This window comes from Methylorubrum podarium, from assembly GCF_022179745.1.
Taxonomy (GTDB): domain Bacteria; phylum Pseudomonadota; class Alphaproteobacteria; order Rhizobiales; family Beijerinckiaceae; genus Methylobacterium; species Methylobacterium podarium.
The window spans coordinates 1-12,352 of sequence record NZ_BPRD01000238.1; the positions used below are offsets into that span (position 1 = coordinate 1).

The following is a 12,352-nucleotide window of genomic DNA, read 5'->3' on the forward strand; positions in this document are numbered from 1 at the left end:
GGGCGCGCCGGAGGCGTGCAATCCACGACTGGGCGCGTCCTCCCGTCAGGACTTTCGGTATCGCGGGACGATTCCGGGCTCTCGCCTGCGGCGAGCCCCAGAATGACGGGGTCGGTCCTCGATGACGGTGGCTAAGGAGTCAGTAAATTGCCGAACAGCCGCAGCGCGATCCCTGGAGCCCGCCTTCGAGTCTCCGCGTCACCGCGCACCTGAGGATGAGGGACTTGGTCGGATGAGCCGGTCGAACAGGCTCCGATCGAACGGCGACCCCGGCCGCCGCGGCGCGGCGGTTTCGCCCCACCGATGACCGGAGCGTCTGCGTCCGGCCGAGGCAATCCGCCACGATTCGTGCATAATTTTTTTGAGCGACCGTGGATGAAACGGCCGAGTAAAACGTAGTCAAAGTTTCATTGCCGAAATGTCCCGGTATCGTCTTCATATTCGTCCGTAAATGCCTGTCCAAACTTGAGAAATATGTTGCCGTAACAGCACGCGCCGATGAGAAGCTTGAGCGCTTCATCATAAAAGATCCGAAAGACGCTTTGCGCCAATTGTGGCGGTTCCCGGCCTTGAGCAACATCCGGCAACGGACCCTCCGCGGGGCCGCAAGCACGAATGACAAGGGTTGGGGGAATGACAATGCGGGTGCTGCGAAGCAGCCTCATCGCATCGGTTGCGCTGCTTCCGGGACAGGTGATGGCGCAGGGCGCAGGGGGCGGACAGTCCGTCACGCTGGAAGAGATCAGCGTCGTCTCGAACACGCCGGTGGCGGCCTCGCGCCGGATCGTGACGACGCCGACCGCGTCGGGCCTGCGCGAGACCGTCGTGCTCGACGGCATCGATCGCAACAAGCTGCCGCAGAACACGAGCGTGCTGACGGCGGGCGACGTCTCGCGGGTGGGCTTCCCGAGCACGATCCGGGCGCTCGACGAGCGCATCGGCTCGATCAGCATCAACAACGCGCAGGGCAACCCCTTCCAGCCGACGATCACCTATCGCGGCTTCGAGGCCTCGCCGCTCGGCGGTTCGCCCCAGGGCGTGGCGGTCTACCTGAACGGCGCCCGCTTCAACACCTCGTTCGGCGACACGGTGCAGTGGGATCTGATCCCCGACATCGCCGTCGACCGCATCGAGCTCGAAGGCTCCAACCCGGCCTTTGGCCTCAACGCGCTGGGCGGCTCGCTGGCGGTGACGCTCAAGAACGGCTTCACCTACCAGGGCACCGAGGTCAACGCGCTCGGCGGCTCGTTCGGCCGCGGCGCGATCGCGTTCCAGCACGGCCAGCGCATCGACAATATCGGCCTCTACGTCGCCGGCACCAAGCTCGGCGAGGAGGGCTGGCGGCGCCACTCGCCGTCCCGCCTCAACCAGATCTACGCCGACCTCGGCGTGCAGGCGGAGCGGGGCGAGTTCCACTTCAACGTGATCGGCGCCAGCAACAGCCTGACCGGCAACGGCACCGCCCCGGTCGAGCTGCTCAAGGCCGATCGCAGCGACGTCTTCACCTATCCCGACCAGACCAAGAACGACTTCCTGCGCTTCCAGCTCTCCGGCAACTACGACATCACGCCGACGATCAGCGTGCAGGGCAACGCCTATTACGGCCTGTTCCGGCAGCGCACCGCCAACGGCGACGCCGCCGACGTGGAGAACTGCGAGGACGACGAGCGCTTCGTCTGCGCCGAGGGCGCGGACGACAACCAGTTCTTCCTGCGCGACCGCACCGGCAATCCCGTGCGGGCCGACCAGCTGCGCACCTTCAACTTCGGTGCGGTCAACCCGGTCTTCGCCGACCGCTTCGACGAGGGCGGCCCCTACGCCTTCCTCAACCAGACCCGCACCGACACCGACAATTTCGGCGCCACGGTCCAGACCGTGGTCCGCGAGCCGCTGTTCGGCCTGCCGAACCGCTTCGTGCTCGGCGGCTCCTATGACGGCGGCCGGACCCGCTTCGGCGCCGACAACTCGATCGGCGGCCTGACGCTCGACCGCGGCTTCTCGCCCCCCGGCATCGTCGTCTCCAGCGACGACGGCATCATCACCCCCGTCTCCGTGCGCACCTCGAACGATTACGGCGGCATCTACTTCTCCAACAACACCGACCTGACCGACCGGCTGACCCTGACGCTGCAGGGCCGGTTCAACATGGCCAAGATCATCCTGCGCGATCAGATCGGCACGGCGCTCAACGGCGACCACTATTACGAGCGCTTCAATCCCGGCATCGGCGCGACCTACAAGATCATCCCCGACTACCTCGTCGCCTATGGCGGCTACACCGAGGCCAACCGCGCCCCGACCCCGGCGGAGCTGTCCTGCGCCGACCCGACGGCGCCCTGCTCGCTCACCAACTTCTTCGTCGGCGACCCGCCGCTGAAGCAGGTCGTGGCGCGCACCGTCGAGGCGGGCGTGCGCGGCCGCATCCCGCAGCCCGACGACGTCTTCGGCGGCATCCTGTCGTGGAAGGCCGGCTTCTTCTCGACCCGCAACGACGACGACATCCTGTTCGTGCCGGCCCCGGACACGATCGGCCGCGCCTATTTCCGCAACGTCGGCTCGACCAAGCGTCAGGGCGTCGAGGCGAGCCTGTTCTACAACGCGCCGCGCTGGAACGCCTTCATCGACTATGCCTTCGTCGACGCGACCTTCGAGTCGCCGGTCGAACTCGCGGCCCCCGGCAACCCGTTCAACAGCGCGGGCGGCGACGAGAGCGGCGTCGTGCTCGTGCGGCCCGGCAACCGCCTGCCCGGCGTCGCGCCGCACCAGCTCAAGGTCGGCGTGCAGTACCAGGTGACGCCGGAATGGCGGATCGGCGCGCTCGCCCGCTTCGCCACGGGCAAGTTCCTCGTCGGCGACCCGACCAACCAGAACAAGACCACCGGCGACTACGCGGTGTTCGGCTTCAACACCAGCTACCGCATCGCGCCCAACATCGAGCTCTACGGCTTCGTCGAGAACGCGTTCAACGCCCGCTTCGCCACCTTCGGCACCTTCTCGCCGGTGGACGAGGTGCCGATCGTCCGTGTGCCCAACGCCACCTCGAACCGCAGCCTCGCGCCCGGCGCGCCGGTGGCGGCCTTCGGCGGCCTGCGCATCCTGTTCGAGCCGCCGCCGCCGGTGCCGGTGGTCGAGCCGCTGCCCCTGGTCCGGAAGGGCTGAGCGGCGCTCTCACCATGCTCCGTCCCGGATCGATCCCGGTCCGGGACGTCTCGTAAGGGTTGCAGGCGGCGCGGTTCTCCGGAACCGCGCCGCTTCTATATTCGTCCTCGGGTGAGACGGTTTCGAGAGCGCGGAACGCGCGATTTCCGCTCCGCCTATTGCCAATTCATCCCGGGCAAGTTACGCAAACCCGGCGAGGCCGAGCGGCCGCTTCGCCAGGGGCGGACGGTCGCGAGCGGCTCTGCGATCTTGCCGTCCGCCCGGTCTCGGCCGGGCCTCTTCGACCAGGAGTTTTCCCCCATGGCGTTCCGCCTCTCCTCTGCCGTTCTCCTCGCCGCGCTGGTCGCGGTCCCGGCCTACGCGGCCCCGACCACCACGACGAAGGTCGACATCGCCGCATTCGATCCGGACAAGGACGGCACCGTCGATCTCAAGGAAGCCCAGGCCGCCGGCTCCGCGGCATTCGACAAGCTCGATCCGGATAAGGACGGCACCCTCGACGCCAAGGAACTGAAGGGCCGCGTCACCGAGGCCGACCTGAAGAAGCTCGACCCGGACAACGACGGCACCCTCGACAAGAAGGAATACCTCGCCGCCGTCGAGGCGCAGTTCAAGGCCGCCGATCCGGACAACGACGGCACGATCGACGCCAAGGAGCTCGCGAGCCCGGCCGGCTCGGCCCTGGTCAACCTGATTCGCTAAGGATCCCGACCCGTCGGGGCGAAGGGTGCGGATCGCACGATCCGCACCCTTTCGCATGTCGGGTTCACGCCCGGACCGCTTCCCTCGGCCCCGCTCCGGCCGTGGGCGAAGCGTCGCAGACCGGAACCATGAGCGGCGTTTGAGGGCTGTCTCGGCCGAAGCGGCGGTCACCGGACCGATCGCGAAACGTCGATTCGGAGGAGCCCGAACCCTATGCGCATTGCCCTCAGCCTGCCCGTTGCCCTCGCCGCCCTGGTCGCGGCGGGTCCCGCCCTGGCGGTCACCTGCAAGGACGACATCGCCGCGGTGGAGCGCCGGCTCAACAGTGCCGGTGCGGAGCAGGTGACCGGCAAGGAGCCTCCGGGCGGCCCCACCTCCTCGAACTCGCCCAAGGCCCTCGACAAGCCGCCGGCCGGCGCCCCGTCCGACCCCGCGACGAAGCCGACCAAGGCCGGGGTCGAGGAAGCGCGCACCCTGCTCGCCAAGGCCAAGGAGCAGGACAAGGCCGGTCAGGAAACCGTCTGCCAGGACACGATGACGAAGGTGAAGGAAAAGGCCGGCGCGTTGCCGTGATCGGGCCGGGCGGTCATCGCCCGGCGGTCTTTCTGAGAAATACCGTCGCCGGTTGATCACCTCGGGCATCGCCCCTCTCCTCCCCACAAGGGGGAGGGGACAGGCTCTGCCCGACCGAAGCCATCCATGAGAAAGGCCCGGGACTGCGCTCCGGCGGTCCCGGGCCCCGGCCCGTTCGAATCTCGAAGAATCCTCAATACGCGTTGTCGGTCTTGAAGAGCGCGAGCGGCGTGGTGAGCAGGATCTTGAGGTCGAACAGGATCGACCAGTTCTCGATGTAGTGCAGGTCGTGCTCGACGCGCCGCTGGAGCTTCTCGCTCGTGTCGGTCTCGCCGCGCCAGCCGTTGATCTGCGCCCAGCCGGTGATGCCGGGCTTGACCTTGTGGCGGGCGAAGTAGCCGTCCACCACCTGATCGTAGAGGGTGTTCGCCGCCTTGGCCTGGATCGCGTGCGGGCGCGGTCCGACCAGGGAGAGATCGCCGCGGATCACGTTGAAGAGCTGCGGCAGCTCGTCCAGCGAGGTCTTGCGGATGAAGCGGCCGACGGGCGTCACGCGCGAATCCGTCTTGGTGACGAGCTGCGAGGCTCCCGCGTCGCAACGATCGACATACATCGAGCGGAACTTGAAGATCTCGATCAGCTCGTTGTTGAAGCCGTAGCGCTTCTGCCGGAACAGCACCGGACCGGGGGACGTGAGCTTCACCGCGATCGCGACCGCCAGCATCACCGGCGAGAGGCCCACCAGCAGCAGCAGGCCGACGAGGCGGTCGAACGCGCCCTTGAGGATCACGTCCCAGTCGGCGAGCGGCTTGTCGAACACGTCGAGCAGGGGCACCCCGCCGAGATAGGAATAGGCGCGCGGGCGCAGGCGCAGCTTGGCCGCGTGGGCGGACAGGCGGATATCGACCGGCAGGACCGAGAGCTTCGCGAGCATCTGCAGGATGCGCGTCTCGGCCGAGATCGGCAGCGTGAACACCACGAGATCGAGCGGGTTGTGGCGGGCGTAGGTGACGAGGTCGCTCACATTGCCGAGCTTGGGATGGCCGGCCACCTCGGCGCCGGAGCGGTCGTCGCCGCGGTCGTCGAAGACGCCGATGATCCGGATGCCGTTCTCGCCGCCGGTCTCCAGGGCGCGGATCAGCTCCTCGGCCGCCGGACCGCCGCCGACGATGGCGGTGCGGCGATCGAAGCGGCCCCGGGCCGTCTGCATGCGGACGAAGGCCGAGAGCACGGCGCGGCCGCCCAGCAGGAGACCGAGGCCGGCCATGTAGTAGCTGAGCAGCCAGATCCGGGAATAGTGGTCGGCGATCTTGCCGAGCACCATCGCCGCGGCCACCATCAGGAAGGCGACGGACCAGCCGGTGGCGAGCTTCACCGCGGTCCTGGAGAGGTCGCGGAACGCGCCGATCCGGTAGCTGCCCGAAGCCTGGAACAGGCCGAGGGCGGCCACCGTCACGGCCAGGACGGCGGTGACGTAGCGCGGCGCCATCGGCACGACGCCGCGGAGCAGGGCTTGGTGCAGACCGAGGCCGAGCAGGATCAGGCCGCAGAACTCGGCGAGCCGCACGCAGCCGGCCAGCACCACCGGCGAGAGCCAGGAATTCCGGGTCTGTGGGGCCGGCTCAGGATTGGGGCCCGCGTTCCGCGCGCCCTCCGCCCGATCGAGCGTCAGCGGGGCCGGGACGGGAGTCAGCGCGTCGCTCTGCTCGGCGGCCTTGAGCAGATCGCGCACGTCGATGGCACTCATCGGAATGTTCCACGTGAAAACGTCGAGCCTTTCCGGCAGGGGAGTGTGCCGGATCGATCTTCACGAAAGCCTAAGGCGAGACGCGACCGGGATGTCGCGGGATGGGACAGGGGCCGGGTCATCGTCGGGCTCACGCCGCGGCGGCGGAGGCGGTCCGCACCCGCTTCGCCCGGAACGCGGCGGCGTAGCCGCACAGCACGTCGGTCGCCATGCGGTTCATCGAGAACCGGGTGCGGAGCGAATCGCTGAGCGCGCGCGCGCGGCCGTCGCGGGTGGCGGGCGCCTCGTCGAGGATGCGGATGATCGCGGCGCTCAACGCCTCGTCGTCACCCGGCGGGACCAGATCGCCGGACAGGGCACCGAAGATCTCGGGGATGCCGCCGACATTGGTCGCGACGAGCGGCTGGGCCGCCGCGGCCGCCTCCAGCACGACGTAGGGCAGGGACTCGGCGAGCGAGGGCACTACCATGACGCGCCCGCGGCCGAGCACGGGGCGGATCGCCTGGGGCGGCTCGAAGGCGATGGCGTCGCGCAGGCCGAGATTCTCGGCCATGGCCGCGAGGCTCTCGGTGTCCGGCCCGGAGCCGACCATCAGCAGGCGCAGCTTGCGGCCCCGGTTGCGCACCTTCGCGAGTGCCCGCAGCAGCACGGGCAGCCCCTTCGCTTCCCGCAACTCGCCGACATAGACGAGATCGAACGGATCCGCCGACGTCCCGACGGGCGCGAATTCGGCCTCGGCGATGCCGTTGTGAACGATCCGTTCGAGGCGCGGCGACCCGCCGGCAAAGGCGGCGTGGCGGGAGGCGACGTACTCGCTCTCGAACAGGAACAGGTCGGTCGCCCGGGCCATCACCCGCTCGGCCGCCATGTAGACGCGGTGCAGGGGCGTTCCCGGCCGGTAATTGTAGCTTCCGCCATGGGGTGTGTAGGCGCGGATCACGCCCCGGCCGGCGCGGCCCAGGGGCGCGAGCCGGGCGAAGACGCCGCCCTTGGCGCCGTGACCGTGAAGCACGTCGACGCCGACGGCGAGCGCCCGCGCCCGCACGGCGCGCAGCGCCGCGAGATCGCTGACATGCGGATTGCGGTGCATCGGGATCCGCGTGACGCCGAGGGCGAGATGCGGCGCGAGTTCCGCGAGCGCGCGCTCGGCCCGCTCGCCTCCGGTCGAGGCGTCGCAGACGAGGCCGACGGCGTGCCCGGCCTCGGCCTGGAGGCGGGTGAGATCGACGACGTGGCGGAACAGCCCGCCGACGGGAGCCCGGAACACGTGGAGGATGCGGTGGCGCTCGCCCGCGCCGGTGCGGGATGAGAGGTCTGCGACCGGATTGCCCGCACGGCTCTGAGGCGGGGCGGTCAGAGGAGCGGCGATGGGAGCGGCCACGTCAGTCGATCTCCGCGCGGGCGACCCCGAGGCGGGAGCCCATTCGGCGGAAGATTCGTCATGGCGCCGTCAGCACAGGGTTAAGAGGCGGGCGCGGGAGAGCCAAAACAGCTCCGCGCGGGGCGTCGGGGGGCGCCTTTCACGGATCGCGGTTAGGCGTTGGTGAACGCTGACGGGAGACGGATCAGAAGAACCGCTCCTTGACGACGATCGTGTCGCCCGGCCGCACCGGATACGACATCGGCACGATGCCGTTGATGAGGCCACCCGGACCCTCGCGCGTCAGCACGGCGTAGTCGCGCGCCGCCCGCGGTCCGAAGCCGGCGGCGATCGCCACCGCCGTCTCGACGGTCATGCCGTTGACGTAGGGGTACTGGCCGGAGGTCGTGACCTCGCCGAGGATGTAGAAGGGTCGGTAGGCATCGACCTCGACGGTGACGTGCGGCTCGCGCACGTAGCCCGCGGCGAGCTTCGACTCGATCAGCCGGGCGGCCTGCGCCGTGGTCTGACCGCCGACCTGGACAACGCCGATCAGCGGCATCGCGATCCGCCCGCCGCCGTCGACCGCGTAGATGTTGGACAGGTTGTCCTGTCCGAACACGATGACCCGCAGCTTGTCGCCCGCCGCCAGGGAGTAGCGGGCGCCGATGGAGCCGGTGCCGGTGGCGTCGAGATCGACGGTCCGGAAATCCGGGCGCAGGCAGCCGCCGAGCGCGAGAACGGACGGAAGAGCCAGGAGGAATGCGCGCCGGTGCATCGCCATCGCCGTTGTGGGGAACCTCGGCCGTTCTTTAAGGGAGCATGGTTAACGAATGCTGATCCGGCCGCGGTCTGCGTAGAAGCGTGTTTCCGGCGATCGGCCTCGTCCCGAATTCAGGGCAATGGAGGATTCAGGTCTTAACGGGGTGTCAACCTTAACCGCCTCAATTGGCGCAAGACGGGTGAATTACCCCGATTCCGCGTCCTGCCTTCGTAAAGACTGCCCATGCCGCGCCTCAGGCTGTCGACCGATCCGTCTCTTCCGCCCTCCGGCGGCCCCGGTGGGCCCGGCGACGGGCTGGCGGTGTCGCAGATCGCGGGCGTCCTGCGCCGCTCCTGGGCCTGGATCGCCGTGCCGACCCTGTTGGCCGCGATCGGTGCCGGCGTCTTCGTGCAGGTCGTGACCCCGCGCTACACCGGCGAGGCCAAGGTCCTGCTGGAGAGCCGCGATCCCGCCTTCGCCCGCACCGCCGCGGAGCGGACGGATCAGCCCCAGCCGATCGACGAGCAGGCCGTGGCGAGCCAGGTGCAGGTGGCGATGTCGCGCGACCTCGCCCGCGAGGCGATCCGCAGCCTGAAGCTCGTCGGCAACCCGGAATTCGATCCGGAGGCCGAGGGGGTCTCGGCGGTCCGGCGTACGCTGATGATGCTCGGGCTCGTCTCGGCGCCGATGGAGCGCGCCTCCGAGGATCGCATCCTCGAAAACTATCTCGACCACCTGCTGGTCTATCCGGTCGGCAAGTCGCGCATCCTCGCCGTCGAGTTCCGCTCGCGCGATCCCGAACTCGCCGCGCGCGGCGCCAACACGGTGGCCGACCTCTACCTCGCTTCGCTGGAGGCGGCCTCCGTCGACACCGCGCGCTACGCCTCGACCTGGCTCGGCAACAACATCGCCACCCTGCGCGCCCGCGTGGCCGAGGCCGAGGCGAAGGTCGAGGCGTTCCGGGCCAAGCACGGCCTGATCGGCACGGGCAGCAGCGCCGCCGCGCAGCCGCTCTCGTCGCAGCAGCTCTCCGAACTGTCGAGCCAGCTGTCTCAAGCGCGCACGATCCAGGCGGACCTGACCGCCCGCGCCAAGCTCCTGAAGGACATGATCAAGGAGGGCCGCGCCTTCGAGATCCCGGACGTGGCCAACAACGAGCTGATCCGGCGCACGGTCGAGAGCCGCATGGCGATGCGCGCGCAGCTCGCCCTCGAATCGCGCACGCTGCTCCCGGCCCATCCCCGGATCAAGGAGTTGACCGCCCAGGTCCAGGATCTCGAGAACCAGATCAAGGCCGCCGCCGAGCGGGTGGTGCGCACCCTGGAGAACGACGCCAAGATCGCCGGCGCCCGCGTCGAATCCCTGCGCGCGGCGGTCGAGGGGCAGCAGGACGTCGTCGCCAAGGGCAACAGCAGCGAAGTCGAGCTGCGGGCCCTGGAGCGCGAGGCGAAGTCCCAGCGCGAGCAGCTCGAATCCTACCTCTCCCGCTACCGCGAGGCGGCGGCGCGCGATGCCGAGAACGCGAGCCCGGCCAATGCCCGCGTGGTGTCCCGCGCGGTCGTGCCCGACCTGCCGTCCTTCCCCAAGAAGATCCCGATCGTCGCCTTCGTGACGCTGCTCGCCTTCCTGCTCGCGAGCGCCGCCGTCGTCGGCCGCCACCTCCTCGTCACCCCTCCCGGACCCGACGGGGACCGCACGGGGGACGAGGGCGAGCCCGCCTTCGCCGGCCCGACGACCGAGCGTCCGCGCGACTTCTATCCCGAGCCGGAGCCGCCCTCCCGCCGCCGCCCCGCCTACGAGCCGGTCTACGGCGGCGCTTACCCGGCTTCCGCGACGGATCGCTTCGCTCCGGCCCTCGCCTTCGCCCATTCCCTGCGGGCGACGGCGACGGTGCACCACCCCGTCTTCGCCAGCACGGCGCCGATCGGGCCCGAAGCGGCGGCTCAGGGGGAGGTGCGCGCCGAGGGTGCGAAGGCGGCCAAGGGCGGCCCCGGCGTTCCGGTGAAGTCCGCCAGCTCCTCCGCCGACCTCGACGGATTGATCGCCCGGCTGGAGGGCGGGGCGGGTTCGCCGCGGGCCGAGGGGCAGCCGAAGGGCGGCTGCGTCCTCGTGGTCGAAACCCTGCGCGCCGACGGCACGCCCGGCCTCGCCTCGAACCTCGCCCGCGTGCTCGGCCCGCGCCGCCAGACGCTGCTGGTCGATGTCAACGGTGCGGCCTCCGATCCGTCCCAGCCGGGGCTGACCGATCTCGTGGCGGGCGAGGCCGATTTCCTCGACGTGATCCAGCCGGTGCGCGGCTCGCGGCTCCACGCGGTGAAGCGTGGGGTGGCGCCCGTGGACGTGCTGCTGGAGGAGCCCCAGGGCCTCGCCATCGGCCTCAACGCCCTGTCGCAGAGCTACGACTGGGTGCTCTGCCGCCTGGAAGCGGGCACGGCGCGGGATGCGGCCGAGCTGATCCCCGCGGTCGGACCCTGCATGGATGCGATCGTGATCGCCTCGGACGCGGCGTCCGACGACCCGGCCCTCGTCTCGCTCTACCGTCTCGCCAAGGAGACGGGCGTGCGTCAGGTGGTGGTGGCCCGCCAGCGCGAGGATGCGGCGCTCGATGCGCGGCTGGAGACCATGCCGCTGCGGCTCTCGGCCTGAGCCGAGGCACCCCCGAGGAGGCGACGAGGGGCGCCGTCGTTCAGCGTCCCGTCCACTCCGTCTCGTCCGCTTCCGTTATCGCGGCGGCCACGCGCAGGGCCCAGAGGTTCGCACTCAGAACGGCCGCGAGCAGAGCGCAACCGGCGATCACGCCAGTCGAAAGCAGGGTTGGCACGGCACCTCTCCGAGCCGCGGCGGTGGTTCCGCCGGCTCTGATCGGAAAGAGACCGGCGGAACCGCCGAGCCTCGCTAAGGGGGGCCGCGTTCGACCCGGCCCACGGACCATGCCCGCGCGGCGAACTGGCCGCCTTAACAAAATTTGGAGTTGTGCCCGGCGAACGCTTACCGCTTCCGTCACCGGGATCGGTTCGGCTCGCCGACGACGCGGACGGGGCCACTTATGTCCCTGATACCGTGATCGAATTTTTCGAGTTGAGCGGCCGGCAGGCGGGCTCGCCACGGCCTGCGACAAGGCGCCGCAGGCAAGGATAGGGTCTGTCTCGGATGCGAACTTTTTGCCGGCTTATCTCAAGTCGGAGGGCTTCGCCGCACCGATCTGCAGATCAGCCGGCCGTTCGCGAAGTCTAGAGCGGCAGCTTCATGCCCGGCGGCAGCGGCAGACCTTTGGTCAGCTCCGCCAACTTGTCCTGCGCCGTCGTCTCGGCCTTGCTGCGGGCGTCGTTGCAGGCGGCGACGATGAGGTCTTCCAGGATCTCCCGTTCGTCGGCGACCATCAGGCTCGGATCGATGGAGACGCCGAGCACCTGGCCCTTCGCCGTCATCCGCACGCTCACGGCGCCGCCGCCGGAGGCACCCGACACCTCCACCGAGTCGAGTTCCGACTGGAGCGAGGCCATCTTCTCCTGCATGGCCTGGGCCTGCTTCATGATGCCCATGAGGTCGCGCATGACGGGTCCGCTCCGATTCGGGTCGAGGAAGGAATTCGTCTCCCGCACTTAGGCGCGGGACGTGTCGGCCGCCAGGGTGGGACGCGCGATCGATCAGGCGTCGTCGTCCGCGTCCTCGTCCTCGGCCGGCGGGGCGGCCGGTCCCGCGCCCGGCGCTGCCGCCTCGGCGGCCTCCGCCTCCGGCGCCTTGTCGCGGATATCGACGATCTGCGCGCCGGGAAAGCGCGATAGGACCTCCCGCACGAGCGGGTGCGCGGCGGCGTTCTGGTGGCGCGTCTCCTCGGCGGCCCGCGAGTTTTCGGCGAGGGTCGGCGCACCCTCCTCCCGGGACAACGCCACCAGCCAGCGCCGCCCGGTCCAGGCGTCGAGCGCCCGGGCGAGGTCGGTGGCGAGGCTCTGCCGGCCGCCCTGCGCGAGGCGGAACTCGATCCGACCCTCCTCGAAGCGCACGAGATGCACGTCGCGCTCCAGCGCCACCTTCAGGGCGATGTCGC

Annotated in this window: 9 protein-coding genes and 1 pseudogene; 4 read left to right on the forward strand and 6 right to left on the reverse strand. The window is 69.8% G+C overall.

Features of this window, described 5'->3' with window-relative positions; all coding sequences use genetic code 11:
* Positions 1-407: 407 nt before the first annotated feature.
* On the reverse strand, positions 408-665 hold the full coding sequence (locus MFF42_RS12630; protein ID WP_238256064.1) for a hypothetical protein: 258 nt from the start codon (positions 663-665) through the stop codon (positions 408-410).
* On the opposite strand from MFF42_RS12630, the gene MFF42_RS12635 reads away from it, so the two are divergent.
* The 3 genes from MFF42_RS12635 to MFF42_RS12645 all read left to right on the forward strand — a co-directional run bounded on the left by MFF42_RS12635 (position 640) and on the right by MFF42_RS12645 (position 4,434).
* Positions 640-3,159: a TonB-dependent receptor gene (locus MFF42_RS12635; RefSeq protein WP_306423533.1), complete on the forward strand. Its 2,520-nt coding sequence runs from the start codon at positions 640-642 to the stop codon at positions 3,157-3,159. The genes MFF42_RS12630 and MFF42_RS12635 overlap by 26 nt on opposite strands.
* Before the next feature lie 300 nt (positions 3,160-3,459).
* Positions 3,460-3,861 (forward strand): lanmodulin LanM, encoded by a 402-nt coding sequence (lanM, locus tag MFF42_RS12640; protein WP_238256066.1) that lies wholly within the window; start codon positions 3,460-3,462, stop codon positions 3,859-3,861.
* Positions 3,862-4,074: 213 nt separating this feature from the next.
* The gene (locus tag MFF42_RS12645) at positions 4,075-4,434 is read left to right on the forward strand and encodes a hypothetical protein (RefSeq protein ID WP_238256067.1); all 360 of its coding nucleotides are present in this window, start codon (positions 4,075-4,077) and stop codon (positions 4,432-4,434) included.
* A 193-nt stretch (positions 4,435-4,627) separates the two neighbouring features.
* On the opposite strand, the gene MFF42_RS12650 is transcribed toward MFF42_RS12645, so the two are convergent.
* The 3 genes from MFF42_RS12650 to MFF42_RS12660 form a co-directional block, all read right to left on the reverse strand.
* Positions 4,628-6,181, reverse strand: a complete 1,554-nt coding sequence (locus tag MFF42_RS12650) for an undecaprenyl-phosphate glucose phosphotransferase (RefSeq protein ID WP_238256068.1) — start codon at positions 6,179-6,181, stop codon at positions 4,628-4,630.
* A gap of 130 nt (positions 6,182-6,311) precedes the next feature.
* Positions 6,312-7,562: a glycosyltransferase family 4 protein gene (locus MFF42_RS12655; protein WP_238256069.1), complete on the reverse strand. Its 1,251-nt coding sequence runs from the start codon at positions 7,560-7,562 to the stop codon at positions 6,312-6,314.
* Between the two features lie 184 nt (positions 7,563-7,746).
* On the reverse strand, positions 7,747-8,325 hold the full coding sequence (locus MFF42_RS12660; protein WP_238256070.1) for a polysaccharide biosynthesis/export family protein: 579 nt from the start codon (positions 8,323-8,325) through the stop codon (positions 7,747-7,749).
* 222 nt (positions 8,326-8,547) lie between these two features.
* Here MFF42_RS12660 and MFF42_RS12665 point away from each other — a divergent pair, with 222 nt between their 5' ends.
* Positions 8,548-10,950 (forward strand): exopolysaccharide transport family protein, encoded by a 2,403-nt coding sequence (locus MFF42_RS12665; protein ID WP_238256071.1) that lies wholly within the window; start codon positions 8,548-8,550, stop codon positions 10,948-10,950.
* 584 nt (positions 10,951-11,534) lie between these two features.
* On the opposite strand, the gene MFF42_RS12670 is transcribed toward MFF42_RS12665, so the two are convergent.
* A complete protein-coding gene (locus tag MFF42_RS12670; protein ID WP_238256072.1) occupies positions 11,535-11,858 on the reverse strand; it encodes a YbaB/EbfC family nucleoid-associated protein in 324 nt (107 codons plus the stop codon).
* A 93-nt stretch (positions 11,859-11,951) separates the two neighbouring features.
* Positions 11,952-12,352, reverse strand: a pseudogene (locus MFF42_RS12675) (DNA polymerase III subunit gamma/tau); the annotation flags it as partial.